Annotated in this window: 11 protein-coding genes; 6 read left to right on the top strand and 5 right to left on the bottom strand. The window is 68.8% G+C overall.

The window, feature by feature from the left end; all coding sequences use genetic code 11:
• The first annotated feature begins 110 nt into the window (after positions 1-110).
• Genes ACWDZ6_RS06915 through ACWDZ6_RS06890 form a run of 6 tightly spaced genes read left to right on the top strand, consistent with a single transcriptional unit; the run spans position 111 to position 12912 of the window.
• Positions 111-2174 (top strand): hypothetical protein, encoded by a 2064-nt coding sequence (locus ACWDZ6_RS06915; RefSeq protein ID WP_451502014.1) that lies wholly within the window; start codon positions 111-113, stop codon positions 2172-2174.
• Entirely contained in the window at positions 2171-3160 is a 990-nt protein-coding gene (locus ACWDZ6_RS06910) for a hypothetical protein (protein WP_451502013.1), read from the top strand. Before ACWDZ6_RS06915 ends, ACWDZ6_RS06910 begins: the two co-directional genes overlap by 4 nt.
• Positions 3157-8622 (top strand): DEAD/DEAH box helicase, encoded by a 5466-nt coding sequence (locus tag ACWDZ6_RS06905; protein ID WP_451502012.1) that lies wholly within the window; start codon positions 3157-3159, stop codon positions 8620-8622. The genes ACWDZ6_RS06910 and ACWDZ6_RS06905 overlap by 4 nt, the downstream gene beginning before the upstream one ends.
• The gene (locus tag ACWDZ6_RS06900) at positions 8622-10352 is read left to right on the top strand and encodes a hypothetical protein (RefSeq protein WP_451502011.1); all 1731 of its coding nucleotides are present in this window, start codon (positions 8622-8624) and stop codon (positions 10350-10352) included. Before ACWDZ6_RS06905 ends, ACWDZ6_RS06900 begins: the two co-directional genes overlap by 1 nt.
• Positions 10349-11155, top strand: coding sequence for a hypothetical protein (locus tag ACWDZ6_RS06895; RefSeq protein WP_451502010.1), 807 nt, complete (start codon positions 10349-10351; stop codon positions 11153-11155). The genes ACWDZ6_RS06900 and ACWDZ6_RS06895 overlap by 4 nt, the downstream gene beginning before the upstream one ends.
• A complete protein-coding gene (locus tag ACWDZ6_RS06890) occupies positions 11152-12912 on the top strand; it encodes an Hsp70 family protein (protein ID WP_451502009.1) in 1761 nt (586 codons plus the stop codon). The genes ACWDZ6_RS06895 and ACWDZ6_RS06890 overlap by 4 nt, the downstream gene beginning before the upstream one ends.
• Positions 12913-13323: 411 nt before the next feature.
• On the opposite strand, the gene ACWDZ6_RS06885 is transcribed toward ACWDZ6_RS06890, so the two are convergent.
• The 5 genes from ACWDZ6_RS06885 to ACWDZ6_RS06865 all read right to left on the bottom strand — a co-directional run bounded on the left by ACWDZ6_RS06885 (position 13324) and on the right by ACWDZ6_RS06865 (position 20915).
• Positions 13324-14367 carry a YaaC family protein gene (locus tag ACWDZ6_RS06885; RefSeq protein ID WP_451502328.1) on the bottom strand — a complete coding sequence of 348 codons (1044 nt, stop codon included), beginning with the start codon at positions 14365-14367 and terminating at the stop codon, positions 13324-13326.
• Between the two features lie 402 nt (positions 14368-14769).
• Entirely contained in the window at positions 14770-17382 is a 2613-nt protein-coding gene (locus ACWDZ6_RS06880; RefSeq protein WP_451502008.1) for a caspase, EACC1-associated type, read from the bottom strand.
• Positions 17348-17725, bottom strand: a complete 378-nt coding sequence (locus ACWDZ6_RS06875; protein WP_451502007.1) for a hypothetical protein — start codon at positions 17723-17725, stop codon at positions 17348-17350. Before ACWDZ6_RS06875 ends, ACWDZ6_RS06880 begins: the two co-directional genes overlap by 35 nt.
• A gap of 87 nt (positions 17726-17812) precedes the next feature.
• Complete coding sequence (locus tag ACWDZ6_RS06870; protein WP_451502006.1) at positions 17813-19642, bottom strand: AMP-dependent synthetase/ligase; 1830 nt, start codon at positions 19640-19642, stop codon at positions 17813-17815.
• 466 nt (positions 19643-20108) lie between these two features.
• Positions 20109-20915 carry a CDP-alcohol phosphatidyltransferase family protein gene (locus ACWDZ6_RS06865; RefSeq protein ID WP_451502005.1) on the bottom strand — a complete coding sequence of 269 codons (807 nt, stop codon included), beginning with the start codon at positions 20913-20915 and terminating at the stop codon, positions 20109-20111.
• Positions 20916-20944 lie beyond the last annotated feature (29 nt).

Below are 20944 nucleotides of genomic sequence, written 5' to 3'. Positions count from 1 at the left end.
AGGAGTTCGGTAGTGACCCGTTGTCAGTGGCGGGTTTAGGGTGAAGCGGAAGACCGTTCCATGCCGGGGATTTGAGGAATAGGCATTGGAACCTCTCTTGTGGGGACAGAGTGGATTATTCTTATCAGGCGTGGCAGGAAGTGCTGGCCGAAGAGTTCTTCGGACGGCAGCACGCCGGCCACCCGACGCTGTTCTACGTCGACGACGACGTGGAGCAGGGGCTCAGGCACGGATACGGCATAGAGGAGCCTCTTGCCCGGTCCGTGGGCAAGTTCCTGCGGCTGGGAACCGCGGAACCGTACAGCGCGCTGGAGAACTACCGCTGGCGCAAGCGGCAGCAGGACAAGGACGGCGTGCCCGCCTTCCTGCCGCTGCTGGCCTGCTCGGTGATGGCCGCGTCCCGGATGGTGAACGACCGGAACCACCGTGCCACCGCCTACCACGCCCGTTTCTCCGAGCTGCTGACCGGCGACGAGAGGCAACTGGGCAGCCACCACTATGAGCCCATCTCCCGCATGTGGCAGGTGCTGGCCTCCTGGCAGCACAGCCAGCAGGGCGCACGGGGCCTCTGCACCGTTCCCGCCCCCGCAGACTTGCCCTCCAACCGCAGCATGATCGGGTTCGCCCAGTCCCAGGCGCTCCTCAGCGGCGCTGACCGGTCCTTCATACCGAAGTTCTTCCGGTCATTGCGGGAGCACGGCACGACTTGGCCGCTGCCGGGAGAGACGCTGCTGGCCCAGATCGAAATCCGGGGCATGGAGCAGCACTTCTCCAAGGGCTTTCACAACGCTCTCCAGGAGGAGGAGTTCCGCCCCCTCCTCGCCAGGCTGATCGGCAACTACGCCGCTTCCTGGGACGGTTCGGACGAGCTGGTGCCGACCGGCGTCACCCGAGCCGAACTCCTGGTGCGGATGGACGCGGGGCGTCTCAGCTGGGTGGCGCGTGTGAGGTCCGCGGATCAGAAGGAGCGCTTCAAGCTCAAGGACGGCGTCGTCCTCGAGCGGCTTGGCGACACCGCCTACTACGAGGCGACGGGCCTGCCCTCCCCCAGTGCGCACACCCTCGCCACGGGCATCCGTCGCGACGGGGACAACCTGGTGCTCAGCCGCCCCTCCAGCTCCGTCCTGGTGCTTGCACGGGACGACGTGCTCGGCGTCTGGGCCGGCACGGACGGCTTCCGCCCGGGAGAGGCGCACGTGGTGCTCGCCGCCCCGACCGCGCAGCGCGACGTGCAGCGGCTGCTCGATAAGGCCGCGACCACGGGCCGGAGCGCCGACACCAGCAAGCTGCCCTGGGTGCCTCAGGGCTGGTCCCTGCACAAGCCGGTCACCTTCGACGACGCGGTCACCCTGCGCCGGGCGCTCCGGGAGGTTCAGGGCGCGGTCGGCCTCCTGCACCCCCCGGCCCAGTTCAAGCTCCGCCTGGAGGGCGGACTGAAGCTCGCGCCTTCGCTCGATCCCCACTTGTACCTGCGAGGCGGTGAGCCCCAGGTGGTCCTCCCGGACACCACGGAGGGCACGGGCACCACCCTCCTGGTCGACGGGAAGGAGCGGCACGAGCTCAGGAAGGCGGTCGCCGCGGGCCGTCGCGTCCCCCTCGCCGTGCTCCGGCTGGAGCCGGGCCGCCACACGGTGAGCTGTGCAGGCGCCGAGATCGGCTTCGCCACCGCGGAACAGGCCGTCGTCGAGCCGAAGATGACCAAGGTCTGCGGCTTCACCGTCGTGCACGGCAAGGCCTCGGAAACGCCCTCCCTCCTCACCGAGCAGACCCTGCCGACCGGGATCACCGGCGCCGACTGCACGGGTGCCACGGCCCGGGAGGCGGCAGCCGTCATGGAGCTGTGCCGCCGGGACGCGGACGAGGTGCTGTTCGCGGCGGCCGACGGACGGCTGTGGACGTTGGAGGCGCCGGAGCAACCGGACTGGTGGACGGAGCGTCTCCCCGACACCCCCGCCCCCCTCCGCTTCGAGGCCGACTTCCACGGCATCGGCGGCTGGCTCCTGGAGCGCCGGAGCGGACGCTGGAAGGGCCGCCCGGTGAACCCCGGAACGCCGAAGCCGAGGAGCGCTGGCAACCCGCGGGCATGGGCCCGCGCCGTCCTCAATGCCCAGCAGGTGTCCGTCGAGTCCTCGTGGGCCGCGTACGTGCAGGCAGCGAAGGAGCTGGACCGATGACGGGACCCATGAGCAGCACCGAGTTCGGTGGGATCCTCCTGCGCTGGCTGAGCGAGAGCCGCGGCGGCAAGGCGTCCGCACTGCGCGACGGGGTCCGCAGCCAGGCCCAGGCATGGGACCTGGAGCTGAAGGAGTACGCCGACTGGGACTGGATGCGCAAGGCCGCCGCCCTCGGCTTCATCGACGTGGACCTGCGCGCCGACCGCTGGTCGGTGGCCCCGCCGGTGCTGACCAGACTGCCCCACGCCGACGGCCTCGCGGTGCTGATTGGCGTGCGCGCCGCGCAGACCAGCAGGCGCGTCGACAAGGCGGCACAGGAGTGGATGGAGCTGGTCACCGTCCCCCACCGACCGGAGGCCGGTGAGGCGCCGCTGCCCGACACTCTCCTGTTCCAGTACGAGGACTTGCGGACCCTGCAGGAAGCCGCGGAGTTCCTCGGGGCACGCTACGTGCCCTGCGCCGCACTGCAGTTGATGGAGCTGCTTCCGCAGGCGGCGCCGGGCCCCGAGTCCGCACCACCCGGTGGGAGCACCGCCAACACCCTGGAGAAGTACGAGTTGCGCCTCCAGCGGTTCGTCCCCGCGGAGAGGGACGACGAGGACGGCCTTTACCGGTGGCGCGGAGCCGACTACGCACGCCTGACCCGCGTCCGCCGCAACGGCGTCTTCCACGCAGTGGAACGCGAGACGGGCATCTATCTGGAACTCGCCCGCCACCGCACCGGCGCGATGCGCTGGCGGCTTGAATCCGGCAAGGGCCGTGCCGGCATCGGCCGACTCTTCGTCGACCGGTATGCGCCGCTGCCCGCTGTGCACGAGCGCGCAGCCGTCCTGTGCAGCGGCTTCCCGCCCTCGGTGGGCAAGCAGGCACAGACCCGTGCGTACGACAACGTGCCGAGGGCGATCGCCGAGGCGATCGCGGCCTCGCTGCAGCAGAACCTGGAGATCATGCCTCGACAGGTAGGTACCGGCGGGAGGACCAAGTGAGCGGCGAACAGCAGACAGCGATGGTGACGAACACCGATGTCCAGGACGTCATGGGGACGTTCGACGACCTGCGCAGCGCGCTCTTCCGCTACTACGACACCCCGTTCGGCGTCGATGACCGTTCCGTCATGGAGGAACGGCGCAACCTCCTGGACCGGGACAACGGAGCCTGGCGTGACCCGCTGATCGAACTGCGCCCGCAGTACGCCTCTCGGGGCGTCAGCATCGCGGACTCCTTCGCCGAAGCAGGGGCGCACCCGGAGGCGGCCGAGTTCGCCCGGTTCACGCTCCCCGACGGTGTGACCAGCCTCTACCAGCATCAGCACGACGCCCTCGTCGCTGCCTGTGAGGGCAAGGACTTCGTGGTCACCGCAGGCACCGGTTCCGGAAAGACAGAGTCCTTCCTGCTGCCGGTCCTCGCCGACCTGGTCGCCGAGTCCGCCCACTGGCAGGGCACCCGTGCGATGCAGCGGGAATGGTGGCAGGGAGAGGGCGACTACGTGCCCAGCCGACAGAGCGAGCACGGACATCCCGCAGCCATGCGTGTGCTGGTTCTCTATCCCACGAACGCCCTCGCCGACGACCAGCTGGTCCGGCTCCGGAAGTCGCTGGACAGCCGCGAGGCCCACGAGTGGCTGGACCGGAAGCGCAACGGACACCGCTTCTACTTCGGCCGGTACACCGGAGCCACTCCAGTCTCCGGCAGCCGCGATTCCGAGCCGGCGAACTTCCGTCTCCGTCAGTACTTGCAGGAGGTCCAGGAACGGCAGCGCAAGGCCGACGAGAGGCTCGACGAGGGGCTGCGGCCATTCATCCCGCGCCTCGGCGGAGCGGAGATGCACGCCCGCTGGGACATGCAGGCCGCGCCGCCGGACATCATGGTCACCAACTACTCGATGCTGAACATCATGCTGCTCCGCAAGCAGGAGGAGCACATCTTCAGCGCCACGAGGAAGTGGCTGGAGGAGACGCCGGACGCCCGCGTCACCCTGATCCTCGACGAGCTCCACATGTACCGCGGCACGGCCGGCACCGAGGTGGCCTACCTGCTGCGCAACCTCCGGCACCGTCTCGGCCTCGACAAGAGCCCCGAGAAGCTGCGTGTGCTCGCCGCCTCTGCCTCCCTGGAGGCCGGCCGGGACGACGAGTTCCTCGACGGGTTCTTCGCCCTGCCCGGATCCCGGCGCGTGATCATCCCTGGAAAGGCGAAGGAGATCCACGGCGAGGGCAACCTGGCCGCACACACCGAACGCCTCGCGCAGGCCGCGAAGGCGCCCGTCACCCAGGACGAAGCCCTCGCCCTGGCCCGGGAGACCGGCCTCGGCCCGGCGCTCCAGCGCGCACTCACTCCAGACGGCAAACCCCGTGCTCTGCCCGCTCCCGAGCTGGCGAAGAACCTCTTCCCGGGCGTCCCCGAGGAACAGCGCCAGGACGCTCTCCACGGGGTGCTGCGCCTACTCGGCTCCGCACAAGGCCCCGAACTTCCCCAGCTCCGCGCCCACTTCTTCTTCCGGAACATCGAGGGCATCTGGGCCTGCTCCGACCCGAACTGTCCCGACATCCCCGTGGAGCACGGCCCCGAACGGCGGGTCGGCCGGCTCTTCGCCGAGCCCACGTCCCGCTGCACCTGCGGCGCCCGCGTACTGGAACTTCTCTCCTGCCAGGCATGCGGCGACCTCATGCTCGGCGGGTACGCCAGCCCCAAGGACACGCAGCGGCGTAAGTTCACGGGCGCCCTCCACACTGACTTCCCGGACCTGGACCTGCTCCCCGACGAGGCCAGTGGTGCACCCACCGCGGCGAACTACGTCGTGTACTGGCCGCGCACGAAGGGCCTCGGCCTCGACGACCCCGGCTGGCACGCGGGCCTGTCCGACGGCGGGCCGCAGGTCGCGTTCGAGTTCCGCCGCAGCGCCTATCAGCCCGCCACCGGCCGCCTGGAGAACCGGGACGTGCGGCACACCGGATGGTCGTTCCACATCGCCGTGCCCCTGGACAAGGAGGGCAAGAAGCCGGCATACGACCCGGCCCGGTTGCAGGCCTTCCCCACCCGCTGCCCCGCCTGCGGCGACGACTGGGAGATCAAGTACGACCGGGACGGCCGTTTCATCCCGTTGGAATCTCCTGACCGGCTGCGCAACGCACCGGTCCGGCGGATGCGCACCGGTTTCTACAAGATCAACCAGGTGCTGGTGACCGAAGCCCTCGGCCATCTCCCGGACGGCAAGCGCAAGGCGATCGCCTTCTCCGACAGCCGTGACGACGCCTCCGAACTCGCGAGCGGCCTTGCTCTGCGCCACTATCAGGACCTTCTCCGCCTGCTCAGCGCCCAGGCCGTCGAGAACCAGGGGGATCCGTTCGGCGACCTTCAGCTGGTGAAGGCCCACTACGCCAGGGAGTCGCTCAATCGTGCGGCTGCCCGCGCCGCAATGGAACGGCTGCGGGACCGCAATCCGGCGGACTGGGGGCGCCTCAAGGCGATTCTCGGCGACGACCTCGACGCGGAACCGGAACTTCTGCCCGACCTGGAGCGGAGGTTCTCCGCACTGCCCTCGCTGGACGACCTCGCCTCCGACCTCGAGGGCATGCTGCTGAAGTACGGCACCAACCCCGCCGGTCCCGCGGCCTCGCTCCAGCAGACCTCTGCCGGACAGCCCTGGACCGCGCTCTACAACTGGGAGCGGGACCGGGAAGCGGTGGCGGAGACCCAGGCACAGGAGGAACTGCTCAACCGCATCCGCTCCCGCCTCCGCCTCGAGACGATCGGAAGCCTCTTCTCCGGCGGCGGCCGTGACTTCGAATCGCTCGGACTCGGTTGGCTCTGCCTGCGCGACGATCGCTCGCCTGTAGAGATCGGCCCGGACAGTGATCAGGCCGTGGCGCGTGCCAGTCTGCGGATTCTCGGTTTGATGCGGCGCTTCACCCGGATACGTGCCTCTCTGCAGAGGCCGCCTGCGCCTCTGAAGCGTTTCTGGAAGGAGTTCGCCGAACGCCAGGGTACCGATGTGCAGACGGTTGAGCACCGGGTGCTCGGTGTCTGGAAGGACGCCGTGGTCGACTACGTCATCAAGCCGGAGAAGGTGGCGCTCCGCCCCGGCGAGAACAAGACCTGGATGTGCCGTTCCTGCCACCGGCCGCACCTTCACCCGGGCACGGGAGTGTGCACCAAGTGCCTGACCCCGCTGCCTGCCGTGCCCCAGCAGCACAGCGGAGTCCTCGAAGACGACTACTACGCGTGGAAGGCCGCTCACCGCACCGGTGACTTCCCCCTGCGCACCGCGGAGCTGACCGGCCAGACGGACCGGCTGGAGGCCCAGCGCCGGCAGAGCCTCTTCCAGGACGTCTTCCTCGGCGACAACGACGTTCCGCAGGCGGACGGCCTGGAACTGCTCTCCGTGACCACGACCATGGAGGCCGGTGTCGACATCGGCCCCCTCAACACCGTGATCATGGCCAATATGCCGCCCACCCGCTTCAACTACCAGCAGAGGGTGGGGCGCGCAGGCCGACGCAACAGCCCGGTCGCCCTGGCCCTCACCGTCTGCCGCGGTCGCAGTCACGACGAGCACTACTTCGCCCGCCCGGAAGCCATCACCAACGATCCGACTCCGCCGCCCTACCTGGTCCTTGACATGGTCTCCGTCTTCCGGCGGGTCCTGCTGGGAGAAGTCCTGCGTCAGGCCTTCGAGCCCCTGCAGCCGGAGGAGCGCCGGAAGGGGCCGGACATGACGACCAACGTGCACGGACAGTTCGGTCGCGCCGCCGACTGGTCGACTCATCGCGGAGCCGTCCGCCGCTGGATCGCCGAGCGCCCGGACCGCATCAGAGCCGCTGCCGCCGCGCTCCAGGCCGGAACACCGGAGAGCGTCGCCGCTGTGGATTCGGTGGCTGCCGTCAACGAACTCATCGGCCAGGTGGACGAGGTGGCAGCCCGGACGGTCGGTCACTCCGACCTCAGCCAGCGTCTGGCCGAGGCGGGTCTCCTGCCCATGTTCGGCTTCCCGACCCGCTCCCGCCTCCTTTACCGGAGCATCCCGCAGAAGACCTTCCCCTGGCCACCGGCCGACTCCGTCAACCGCGACCTAGCCATCGCCCTCAGCAAGTTCGCACCCGGCAGCGAAACCCCGCAGGACGGCCGTCTGCTCCGCTCCAGGGGAGTGGTTTCCCTCGTCCCGAGCGGGCGTGGAGTGCAGGCCGCTGAGGACCCGTTCGGACCGGAACAACTGGTCGCCATGTGCCGGATCTGTTCCCACGTGGACCCGCAGGCCGTTGTCGACTCGGATACCGGGAGCGCCGGCACCTGCCCCGCCTGCGGAGCGGAGAGCAAGTACTACAAGGCCGTCCCCTTCCGCGAGCCCGCAGGCTTTCGGGCGGCCCGTGAAGCACGGGACTACGACGGCTACCGGGAGCTCGGCTCCAACGCCACCAGCGCACGGACCGCCACCGACCTGGAGAAGACCGCCCCGCGCATCCACCGTGCCGCCGACGACTGGATGGTCGTCCACACAGGAAGCGGCGACCGCTACATCGTCAACACCAACGCCGGAAAACTCTTCCGGTTCGTCAAGAACACAGGCCCTTGGGGCGGTTATGTCGCTCTGGATCATCCCAAGGCGGAAGCCGACCTGGAGATCGCCCTCGGCGCGACCCAGCACACCGACATGCTCTTTATCGGAGCTAAGGACGCCCTCGACACGAGCCGGGGCCTCCGCTTCGACATCTCGAAGTCCCAGCAGATCGACGGCTTCCCCGAGGCCTACCACGGCCGGCGCGCCGCATGGTACTCGCTGGCGGCCCTGCTACGCCGCGCCGCCGCCCCGCACTTGGACGTGCAGCCGGAGGAACTCCTCAGCGGCATCCACGGCTCGGATGCCCCGGTGGCCGCTCCCGTCATGGCCTACCTGGCGGACAGCCTCGACAACGGCGCAGGTTTCAGCACCTACCTCGGTTCGGAGGAACACATCGAGGAGTTCCTCCAGGCGGTCGACCGGTACGTGCACGACCTGGAGGCCGGCCATCATGCGCAGAACTGCCGCAGCTCCTGCTACACCTGCCTGCGCGACTACTCCAACATGCGCCTCCACCCGCTGTACGACTGGCGGCTCGCCCGCGACCTGACCGACGCCCTGCGCGGCCGGAAACTGCAGATCGATCCGAACGAGCACGCCGTCCTGCTGAAGGGTTGGGCGGACGAGGAGCCCACCGTCAGCCTCAAGGAGACCCCCGCTGGACCGGTGGCGCTCTTCACCTCGGACTTCACCGGCGAGCCCGTCGCGGTCGCCGCCAAGCATCCGCTGGAGTCCGCCACCGAGGAGTGCGGGAACGAACGGCTCCAGGCCCTGCGTCACGAGGTCCGTGCCGGCGGCCTCGCCACCAGGATCGCCTTCGCCGACTCCTACAGCCTGGACCGGACCCCTGCCGCGGTGATCGAGCAGGTGCACATCTTCGCGGAGGAGCTCTGATGACGGCAGGAATCCCGCTGGGAGCGGGTCAGGACGAGCAGGCCCGTGTGGAGGAGCTGCGGCAGCGCGAGATCGCCCGCCGCCTCGCCCGCCGCCAAGCCCGGACCGTTGGGGCAGCTCCGCAGGGCGCGAAAGCCGGCGGCGGCCCCACTCCGGTCGTTCCGCCGCGGAAGCAGCCGGAGCCGGAACTGGTCATGCCCCAGCCGGGCCCCGAAGGATTCGCCGACCAGGAGGCCTGGGAGCGCGCCCGCTCGTTCGCCGAACTCACCCTGCCTGACGCACTGAAGGCGGCGACCGGAACGCTCTCCGAGCAGAAGCTGGCCCGGGCCGCGGCCGATGCGGCGTCCCGGCAGGACGACCCGTTCAAGGGCCTCTCCCTGCTCGTCATGGCACAGGACCATGGGCTGGACGTCTTCAACGGCCAGCTCAACGACCGCGCCCACGCCCTGCTGGAGGACAAGCCGCTCCCGCTCCTGGGGGAGCCGGGCAGCATGTGGCAGATCTACCAGGACGACCGTCGCCTGATGGAGACCGACCTGCCGGCCCCTCGGCAGAGGGCGCTCTTGGCGAAGCTTCCCCGGCCGCTCCTCGACGACTACATCGACGAGGAGTGGATCGGCGCGGTCCCCGAGCGCAACGGAACCTCCCGTGCCGCCTACTTCCGTGCCCGCCTGGACCCGGCCTCCCTCACCGACGAGGAGATGGATCTATTGGCCTGGCCACTCGAACGGGAGCGCCGGGAGGCCGGTCCGGGAACGGAACCCGGCCGTGACTGGCCGCAGGACTGGCGCCTGCTGGCGAGGCTGCAGGCCAACGACGCCAAGGCCGTCGCCGAAGAGTGGACCGACCTCCTGCCGCCGACGCAGAAGCTCCTCGACGCTCTGCGCGAGGTGCGGCGGACCGGAGAGGTCCCGGAGGACCTCGTCGCCGACGAGCGGCTGTGGGTCCTCCTGGAGCGGATCCACCCCAGCGTGCGCAGCGCGAGCAACAAGAAGTTCAACGGCTGGATCGGCGTGCGGACCCTGATCAGGGCTGTGCGGCAGATGCACCGTGCCCTCCTCCGCGGGGACGATGAGACGGCGGAGCAGCGGAGGACGGCGGCGCTCACCATGGCCGCAAGGCTCCGGCACCACTCGCAGCCGGTGCGCTGGGAGGCCCAGAACATGCAGGCCTACCTGCGCGCCGGCCAGGAGATGACGGAGTTCCTCGAACTCCTGGAGCAGGACGCCGAAGGCCGTCCCCCGGTGCGGGACCAGCTCGGCGGAGGCGCCGTGGCCACGCTGCGGAAGAATCGGAGCTTCTTGGAAGACCGGCCCCTCGGAGAACGCGACCAGCCGCTCAACCCTTATCTGGTGCTCGGCGTGCCCGACGGGGCGGACGACTGGAAGAAGGCCTGGCGCGCCCTTAGGAAGGAACTCGAAGACAGCGGCCGCGTCCGGATCAACCGCGTAAAGGACATGATCGAGAAGGCCGAGCGCGAGCAGCAGGAAGTACCCCGGTTCGCCGTCCCGCTCGCCCCGCACCGTTGGAAGGACCCCACCGGCACGAGCCACCGGCTGGAACTCCCGCCCGAGCCTCTGCAGAGGCTCACCGAGCCGCCCACGGACAGCGACCGCGAGTGGTCTCGCACCGAGGCGGCCCGAGAAATAATCACCGGGGCGACAGAACGCCTTTCCCCGGCTGCTGAAGACCTCGCAGCCCTTGAAGACCCAGAAAGCAGCACATCGTGAGCAACCCAGCCGGTAAAGGCGACAGTGGTTCTGGCGCCCGCGACGGATCCCGGCAGAACCGGGGACGCGGGCGGAACAGCGGAAGCGTGCGGAGTCGTGGGGAGGGCAGGGCCGCCAAGGCTGCTCCCTGGCGGTTCACCGAGAGTCACCTGCCCGAGTTCACCCCAGGGACCCTGGACGCCGCCGCGATCCTGAAGTCCGTCACCGAGCTGCTCCTGCCCGTGGTGGAAAAGGAGTTGGAGGAGGCGACGGAGAAGCTGGGCGCAGCCCTGGCCGACAAGGAGACCGAGGCCGATCTGGTCTCCGCCTTCCGGACCGAGCTGATGCGCCGAGTGCTTCCCCAGTTCACCGAAGCAGTGCGCAAGGGCGTGCTGGAGAGTATCCGCACACGCCAGATGCACCTGGCCCAGCTGGCCGTCCTGCACCGGCAGGTGCTGGACGCGAAGACCCTGAAGGTGGTGCTGACCCGGCTCGACCACGAGGCGGCGCAGGCCGGCCTGCAGATCGTCGGCGACGCCGGCGATCAGTCGCTGTTCAACGTCGTGGAGGACCAGCCCGGCGTAATGACGAGAGGCCCGGTCACCTTTGAACTCGTCGCGCCGGCCTACGTCGACAAGGAGTCTGGGAAGCTCGTCGAACGCGGCTGGCTGCGGGCCGTCGCCGGACAGGAAGCTCCGCTGGGGATTGTCGATCCCGGTTCTGCAACAGCCGTGGAAAATCCGGCTCCGCCGCTGACCTACAGGCAGACGCTGCGTGCTGCGGTGAGCGGGCGACTTGGCGTGACGCAAAGGGGAACGCGATGACTTTTGGAATCGACTTCGGCACCAGTAACTCCGTGGTGGCCCACTGGAACGGGCACACCACCGAAGTGCTGCCGGTCGACGGCGACAACGTGCCTGCCCAGTGGCAGATGTCGGAGTTCGAGCAGCTCTTCCCCTCCGTGCTCTCCGTCCGCGACCTCCAGCGCACCCTCTGCTTCGGCTGGGAGGCGAAGACCGGCACCAGCGAGCCGCTCGACGCCGTGAAGCGCATGCTGGGCACCCGCTCCGGTGCCGAGAAGGACGGCGACATCGACGGCCTCGAGGTCGCAGCACAGCTCGAGGAGCACCACGCCTGGATCGGCTCGGAGAAGTTCCACAGCACGGTCGCGGCCGCCGCCCTCTTCAGCCGCATGAAGGACGGTGTCTCCGCCCAGCTGCTCGACCTCTCCGACGCAGTCGTCACCGTCCCCGCCAAGGCGACGGGCGGCGCCCGCTACCGCACCCGTGCCGCGGCAGCGCTCGGCGGAGTGAAGGTCCGGGCCCTCCTCAACGAGCCGACCGCGGCTGCGATCTCGTACGTCCGCGACGTCCCGATCCCCGGTCGCTTCCTCGTCTTCGACTGGGGCGGCGGCACCATCGACGTCACCGTCCTCGAATATGACGACGGACTCTTCGAGGAGCAGACCTCCCGCGGTATCACCGCCCTCGGAGGCCTGGAGTTCGACAACGCGCTGGCCCAGCTGATCCAGCAGAAGATCGGCCTGACCGCGGACCGGCTCACCAAGGCCGAACGACGCCGGTGGCGCCGGTCGGTCGAGCTGACGAAGATCGCCCTGTCCTCCGTGTCGATGGACGGCGCGCTCTTCTTCGACCTCCCGGTCGGCCTCGCCCCCTCGGTCTCGAAGCGTGAGGTACGGATCACCGCAGCCGAGTACACCGAGGCGATCACCCCGCTCATCACCCGCGCCCTGGAGGCAGTCCAGCAGGCCCTGGAAGACCTGGCCATCGCGCCGGACGACATCGACTCCGTCCTGATGATCGGCGGCACCTCGCAGATCCCCCAGGTGCGTCACGCGCTGGGCGAATTCCTCGGCCACGACCGCATCGTCGACAGCGGCCTGTGCCGGCCCATGACCGCCGTCGCCCGAGGCGCGGCCATCTACGCGGCCTCCCTCGACGGCGAACTCGGCGACGACAGCGACTTCTCCCTCGTGACCAGCTACGACCTGGGCACGGCCGTGAGCGCGGGCGAACAGAAGGGCTTCCGCGCCATCATCCGACGCAACGCCACGCTCCCCGCGGAGGGTTCGGCCACCTTTTACCCGGACACGCCGGGCGCATCCTTCGTGCGCGTGCCGGTGATCGAGGGCGAGGTCGGCTACCCGGCCGACAGCGACCGTGCCTTCCCCCTGGCCAACATCGAGGTGGATCTCCCGACCCGCGAACAGGACACCCGCCGGAACAAGATCGAGATCAAGTTCCGCTACAACGAGAGCGGCATCCTGCGCTTCACCGCCACCCACGCGGCCACCGGCAAGCAGCTCGTCGAGCGCGAGATCGATTCCTTCGGCCCCGACGGCACTCCACTGCAGCACGGCCTCGACGATGAACTGACCCGCCTCTTGGCCCACACCGTCCGCCCGTTCGCCGACGCCTCCTCCAACGTCCGACACCTCTCGGCAGCTGAATCAGCCAACGCCCGCCCCGCACCGATCGACATGTCTGTGCGCGTGGTGGAGGCCGATCCGGCCGTAACGGTCAACGGCGAGCCGCAGGGCGTTGTGACGGGGGGACTTTGACCAGCCTCTGGGCTCTGGTGGCTGATTTCCGGGTGCGCCAGTAGCTCGCTCCACTGCTGCAGCAGGTGTCGGCAGCCGATGAACCCCTTCTATGGCCGCCGACACCGGTGCGCTTGCCAAGACCCGCCTCTGACCAGCGCAGATGGGCCTTTGAGTGTCTTTCGTGATCGTGCCGCGCAGTTGATTCTCCCCACGCGCTCCCCAGCAACGTTGATTCTCCCCAGGGACGGCCTCTTGGGAGGCCGCTGACATACAGAAAGGCCGCTCACCCGGGGCACACCGCCACCACACTGAGTCAGTGTCGCAGATATCGGCGAGACATCCGGCGCCGGATCGCCCGCAATGGAATGGGCAGTTCTCAGCGGCTGGGACGCCACCGTCGTCCAGAGGTTGGCCTCGCCCGGCGTGTGGTCAGCGGCTGGTCAGTTCTCCTCCGGAGAGATCGTCGAGAATGTATGCGATCAGGTTGGGCAGAGCCCCGGCGGCCTTTTCCAACAGGGACTCAAGAGGGACCGCGTGGGGGCTGTGATCGATGTCGATGTGTTTGCTCCACTGCGCGGGCTCGTAGCGGGCGAGCATGGACAGCGTGTGCAGCACTGCCCACCAAGTCATGAGCGGGTGCACCCCCTTGGCGTTGCTTCCCACGGCCGGGACCAGGAATCGGGCACGGCCGTACGGCCGGGTCATGGTGTGGATGAGTGTCCGGCGGTCGGCGAGGCTGCCGTCACTTCCGGACGGCACCTTCCAGTGCATTGTGAGATGGCCCCACCCGTCGAGGTCGAGGCTGAAATCTGGTGCCTGCTCCTCCCACGTTCCGCGCCACGGATACTCGAAACCCTCAGTGCCGGGGAAGGACGCCATGTACCCTTTCACGGCTTCGGTGTTTCCGGCGGATGCGACCCACGGGGGGAACGGCCACACGCTCACGCTGGCCAGTTCGTGTGGCTCGGAGTACAGGTCCCTGTCCTCGACGTGCAGCGCGGTGCGCCGCTCATCAGTGATGTTAGTCAGTGGCGAGAAGCGGTTCTCGGGCAGGCAGTCCCACAGCTTGCCCAGCGGGACGGCGGCGTCTGCCCAGACTGGTGAATCGAGGGTTTCGGACAGCCGCACGAAGCTGCCGCGGCTGCCAGCCTTGGAGGTCGTGATCGATATGTCAGCGAGGGCCCCGGCGAAGCTCTTGGGGTCTTGGCTGATTCCATGGCCGGCGAGACGCCACTGATCTCCCTTGACCGGGGCGGCTGCCATGATGGCGCGGCCTGCCTGGCTCAGCCCATAGAAGATGAGGAGTGGCTGGGTTGCAGGCCCCACAGTGGCGGCGGCGCGGAACATCTGTTCCGCCTGTTCCAAGGCGAAGACGTACGTCTCGCGACGCTCAAGGTCCGCCGTGGCAGCCTTCGGCGGCTTCCAGCGGGTTCCGCGCAGCCATCTCCAGAGTTCGTCTCCGGACAGGTTCATGAGATCCACGACCGCACGGTAGCGGTACGAACAACTCCTATCGACCGGTTATTGCCGTGCGCTGAGGCCCGACCTCCGCTTCGCACATGCCTGTGCTCGCAATCGCCGTGGCAGTGTTCCTGCCCCCATGTCACGGAACACAAGATGCGTTTGCGAGGTGCGCCAGGTGGGGAAGCCAGTCTTCGGTCTGCTTATCCCGTGAACAGCGCCACCTGGACGTCGGCAGTCCCGCCACTGGCCTGGGCGTCGTTCCTCTCGGGGACACACTGGGACTAGCTGGCCGATCTTGCAGCTCGAGCCGCCCTTGCGCGATCACGGCTGTATCGTTAGTGGTGGAATCGCCCCTCGGACACCAATGAGAACCCACTCCATGTGGGGTTTTCTGCTGTCCGGCCGTGTGCGTCACCGTTTGAGGACCGCCTCCATGACGCGCTTGGCGATCGGAGCGGCGATCTTGTCCCCCGAGGCTTTCTCCCCGGTCCCGCCGGAGGACTCGACGACTACGGCGACGGCAACCGCCGGGGATCCGGATTCCTCCCTCATGGCGTAGGAGACGAACCAGGCGTAGGCGATGCTGCCGGTTCCGGTGGGGAGCTGGGCGCTGCCGCTCATGCCGCCCACCGTGCTCCCGGGAATCTTGGCCCCGGGTCCTGGTCCGTCCCCGACGATGTACTCCATCATCTGCTGCAGCTTCCTCGCGTTGAGTTCGCTGAGCGACCGGCTCATCGCCGTGGGCCTGTGCTGCTCGACGATCTTGCCGTCGGTGGTCTGCACACTGGCGACCAAGTACGGCTGCATGAGCGCGCCCTCGTTGGCGACGGCTGCCGTGACCATGGCCATCTGCAGCGGCGTGACGCTGGTGCTGCCCTGGCCGATGCCATCAAGGGCATTGAGCGAACCGTCGTCCGCGGGATAGACGGACTTGACCGCGAGCACGGGCGTGGTGATCTCCTTGTTGAAGCCGAATCCGGCAGCCTGCTCGCGCATCTTCGCGTTTCCGAGGTCATTACTGATCTTGGCGAAGACGGTGTTGCAGGAATTCAGGAGAGCGGACCGAAGGGAGGCGTTCTCGCAGGTGGCGCCGCCCTCGTTCTTCATCTGGACCGTGGACTCGGGGAGCGTCCACGGCGCGGGCGAGTCAGTGGCCGCGTCGATGTTCTTGTAGAGGCCGTTCTCCAGGGCGGCGGCGGCCGTGACCACCTTGAAGGTGGAGCCCGGCGGATAGGTCCGCTTCAGCGCCCGGTTGAGCAAGGGCTTTTTCGTATCGCCGTTCAGGGCGGTCCAGGCTGCCGTGTCCTCCTTGGATGCGCCGGCGATCGTTGACGGGGAGTAGGAGGGGGCGGAGACGAGCGCGAGGATCTTGCCGCTGCTCGGATCGAGCGCCACGACGGCGCCCTGCTTGCCCTTCAGCCCCTCGTACGCGGCTTCCTGGGCGGCGGCGTCGATGGTGGTGAACACATTCCCGGCGCCGGCTGAGTGAAGTCGGGAGTCGGTGCCGGCCAGAAGCTTGTCCTCGACGTTCTCCAGCAGACTGGTGCCGAACGACTGGGTGGCGTAGCCGGTGACGGGCGCGTACAAGGGGCCGTCGGTGTACGTGCGTTTCCAGCGCATCTTCTGCCCGGTGTCCGAGGAGCCGGTGACTGCCTTGCTGTTCACCAGAATGGATCCACGCGGCCGGTCATAACGACCGGGAGAACCCGGGTCGTTGGACCGGTCGACGAGCATGGGCGTGACCGTCGCGGCCACGGCGGTCAGGACGACGACCCCGCCGAGGACAACACGACCGCGGCGAGTGCGCAGAAAGTGAGGCCGGCGCGGCGGTCCGTGGGCGCCGTCGGCAGCGGGCGACGACAGGTTGATCAGAACCGGCTGCGGCGGATCCTCGTCGGACACGCTCTCGTCGGGCACACCGTCGTCGCGCGCGGGAGCTGCCGAAGCCCGGGGACCGGTCACTGTCTCCGGCTGCTCCTCGGAGGAACCCTCCGCGAGCGGCGTGCCGGAGCCGATCGAGACGCTGTCCAGCTGGGCGCGAGCGGCTTGCGCCACGCGGGGAATGTCCTCATCGGCGACTTGCTCGAGCGCCCGGCGGGCGGCCATGGCGCGGGCGGGATCGCTGTCCGTGAGCGATTCGCCCATGGCGGCGACGGCGCCGAGCCGGACGGCCGGATGGGGACTCGCGAGAAGAGTGGTCCAGGCGTCCGGCGGTAAGGCGGAGGGGATGGAGACGCCGACGGGACTGCGGGCGAGCAGGATCTTTCCCTCGGCTCCGTAGAGCCAGCGCTGTGGTGTCTGCGCCACATCGTCGACCCGTAGCCGGTCGAACGCGTAGGAGTAGGCGTCGTCCACGGAGATGTATCCGTCGTGGTCGGTGTCGGCCTCTCCGCTGCGAATGCCGGTCACCAGAGCGCTGGTGAACACGGATCCCGGCAGGACCTCCCCGGGGACGGGCTCGCCTTCGAACGAGTACTCGGTCGCCCGCGAGGCCGTCAGCACGACCCGGCCGCGGGAGTGGCCATGGAACCTCTCGCCCAGCCCCAGGTCGGTCTCTCCCTTGCTGCGTTGCGCGAAAGCGCCACTGAAGCAGCAGTCCAGAATCACCACTTGCCGGCGTGCTCGGCAGTCGTCCAGCTGGTCGAGGAGCCACTGCGCCTCCACTCCGGTGGCGGCCAGCCGGTCCTTGCGGGTATCCGTAGCGGTGAAGTACAGACGCCTGCGGGCATCGACGAGCCCGTGGCAGGACACGTACACCACCACAAGATCGTGCGGAGCCCGATGGGCGAGGAATTCCTCGAAGGCCAGCCGGACATCCTGAGCCGTCCTGTCGATCACCTGCGTGACCGTGAAACCGCCGATCTCCGGATCGGAGAGGACGTCACTCAGAGCGGCGGCGTCATGTGCGGGCGCCCGCAACCGGCGGAGTGAGGCATCGGTGTACGTGGAGGTCGCCACCACCAGGGCCAGTCGGCGCTCGGCCGACAGCTCAGGTGTCGGCTGCATGGCGTGCGAGCCAGGCACTGATGATCAGCTCCTGCTGCGCCGAGGTCACCCCGGTGACCTTCAACGTGTCCCCGCCGAGGCTGACTTCGACCACACGGTCCGTGCGCCCCGTCCAACTGCGTACCGCCTGGACGACCCCCCGCAGCGCGTCCGCGGCACGTAGATGCACGGCCAGCCAGCCCACCACGGTGGCGAGCCCCTTGGTGTGCTCGGGTTCGGTTGCCTCGCTCACCGGATCGACCGCCATGACGTCGAGATCGAGCAACTCCTCGCGCAGGCGCCCGGTGATCTCGGCGAGCTCCTCCGGATCGTCGTCCGGAAACGGCTGAATGCGTACGCTCAAGCCGACGAAGTCCGACACGAGACCCCCTCCTGTACCCAACCCCACTGAGAGTAGCCGCTCGCACACGAGAGTGCGGGCCGCTTCCCCCGAATCCCTGATGCGCCCTCAGCGTGTGTACAGGGCCTTGATGTCCGCCGCGTACGCTCCCGTGATCGCCCGCCGTTTGAGCTTCAGCGTCGGTGTCATCAGACCGGAGTCCAGGCTGAACTCCTGCGGCAGGATGCGGAACGCCCGGATGGATTCCGCCCTCGAAACACGGGTGTTGGCCCGGGAGACCGCCCGCTGGATCTGCGCCCGCAGGTCCTCGTCGTCCGTCATCGCCGTGATGTCCAACGGCTGCTTCCCCTTCAGCGCCTGCCAGTGCGCCAGCGCCTCGGGGTCCACGGTGATGAGCGCCGCGATGTACGGCTGGTCGTCTCCCACGATCAGACACTGCGAGATCAGTGGGTGGTGGCGCAGCTGCTCCTCCAGGGGCAACGGTGCCACGCTCTTGCCGCCGCTCGTGATGATGATGTCCTTCTTGCGCCCCGTGATGACGAGGTAGCCCTCGCCGTCGAGGTGGCCCATGTCCCCGGTGGCGAACCACCCGTCGCGCAGCACCGCTTCGGTGGCCTTCGGGTTGTTGAGGTAGCCGGCGAAGACCGTGTCTCCGCGTACCCACACCTCGCTGTCGCTCGCGATGTGTACGGCGCAGCCCGGAATCGGCTTGCCCACCGTGCCGAATCTGACCGCTCCCGGGGGCTGGGCCGTGATCCCGCCCGCGGTCTCGGTGAGTCCGTACCCGTCGTACACGGTGATGCCCGTGCCCGCGAAGAACAGCCCCAGCTCCCTCCGGAGCGTCGAGCCGCCGGACACCGCATTGCGTACCTGCCCGCCCAGTACGGCGCGCAGCTTGCTGTAGACCAGGCGGTCGTAGGCGGCGTGCAGGACCTTCAGGGACGGCCCTGGGCCGTGGCCCGAGCCGGTGGAGTGCCGTTCCACGGCCTCGGCGTAGCGCACCGCGACGGCCGCGGCCTTGTCGAAGAGGCTGATGCGTCCCGCTTCCTCGGCGGTGCGGCGGGCCTTGTGGAAGATCTTCTCGAAGATGTACGGCACGGCGAAGAGGAACGTGGGCTGGAAGGACGCCAGGGCGGGGAGCAGCGCCTCGGGCGTCAGATCGGGCTGGTGGCCGAGACGGACGCCGCCACGCAGGCAGGCGACGACGACCATCAGTCCGTAAATGTGGGCGACGGGCAGGAAGTTGAGGATCGAGGGCTGCACCCCGGGCTCGGCGATGATCCCGCCCCAGCCTTCGAGGAGGATGTCGCATTCGGCAGCCAGATTGGCGTGGGTGATGAGGCAGCCCTTGGGCGTTCCGGTGGTGCCCGAGGTGTAGCAGATCGCGGCGACCTGATCCGGTAGCACAGCGGCATGGTGACGGTGGATCAGGTCGTCGTCCATCCCGGTGCCCTGGTCGATCAGGGTGGCCACACAGCCCAGGTCCATCTGCCAGATCGCGGACAGCCGGGTCTCCGCGTCGGTGGCCGCCGCCACGGTCATCGCATGGTTCTCGTGCTCGACCACGATGGCCCGGACCTGGGCGTCGTACAGGATCCAGCGCACCTGCTCGATGGATGACGTGGGGTAGACCGGAACGATTTCGACGCCGATGGACCACAGGGCGTACGCCAGAACCGTCCACTCGTAGCGAGTACGGGACATCAGCGCGACTCGGTCGCCGAAGCGGATGCCGTTGGCCAGGAACCCCTTGGCCACGGCCAGGACTTCGTCGCGGAACTGCTCCGCGGTCATCGGTTCCCAGCCATCGGGCTGTGTCGCCGAGCGGCGGGAGAACTGGACCAGGGAGGGATCGCGATGGGCGGTCTCGTAGACCGATTCGGCCAGGCCCCCCGACCACGGCGGTTCGGCCCGGAAAGGAGGACCGCTTCCTGGCATATGGCCTCTCCCTTCCCCGTGTTCGGGGCGTCGCGCTGTGCAACTCAGGGAGCGAAAGGTACCTGTTGGAGGCAGTTCCTGCCTAGATTTCGGACACTTCCTTTGTCAGTTGTCCGGGGTGGGGGCGGGTTCCCGGGCCCAGCGTGCCGTACGCGAACCCTCGCGACCCTGGTCTCCGCCTTCCGCTCACGTCCGGGACGTCGGCCTGACGGCGGATGTCGCCGGCGCTCGGGGCAGGAGGTCGGTGCCGACAACGTATCCGATCGCGGCGGCCTCTGCGGCGGGATCGCCGACGGACGCTTCATCGTTCAACCGTGTGATCAGGTCCCTGTCGAGCGGGCCGAGTTCGTACACCTGGCGAACGGCATCATGGCCGATCGCGACCTCGGCAGTACGAAGGCCCTGTAGACGTCGCGCCGTAGATCGGCGACCGTACGGGCGCGCCGTCGTCCGTGAAGGCCGGCTGTCAGGCCGCCTGGCGGACTGCCTCGGCCGTCTCCGCGGCTGTCCCCTCGGGTGTCTCCGCGGCTGTCTCCGCGGCTGTCTGCTCGGCCGCAACGCCTCCCCTGACGCGCCACAGCCACCCGATGTCGCGTCCGAAGGACCACACCAGCAGCCCCAGGGCCACCACAACAGCCGCGAACGCCGGCCAGCGCGGCAGGATCCCCGCGCCCGCCACGAGCAGCACGATCCCCTGCAGCGCGGCCACCGTCTTGCGCGCCGTGCTCGGTGGCAGTGGCCCGCGCAGCCAGGGCAGTATTCGGGCCGCGGCGACGAACGCGTATCGCAGGGCGCCGGTCAGCAGCACCCACGGGCCCAGCGAGGTGGCGACGTAGACGCTGAGCACCAGGATGAGGAACGCGTCGACCTCCATGTCGAAGCGTGCCCCCAAGGCGGACGCCGAGCCGGTGCGCCGGGCGACCTGGCCGTCGACCGCGTCGAGTATCAGCGCCACCGTCGTCAGGGCGACCAGGACGGTGACCGGCGGCGGACTCTCGAAGGAATCCGCGACCAGCGCGGTCACACCCCCGACGAGCGTCGCCCGGGCCAGTGTGACGCGGTTGGCGGCTCCGAAGGACTTGAGCCACGACCGGCGCAGGGCGCGGGTGAGCACGGCCCAGGTGCCGACCGCGAAGGCCAGGCCCGTCAGCCATCCCGCCGGGCCCAGGCCTATCGCCGTGCCGAGCAGGGCCAGCAGGAGGACCTGGGCGCCGGCTCCCACGGCCGTCTCGTGCCGCAGTGGCCTCATGTCGTACGCGTTGTTCAAGGCCACCGTGCATCCTCCGGCCGAGTGACAGATCC

It is taken from the genome of Streptomyces sp. NPDC002926, assembly GCF_053591755.1.
The sequence above is the reverse complement of the archived record's forward strand: the minus strand, read 5'-3'. Positions and strand labels throughout refer to the sequence as shown.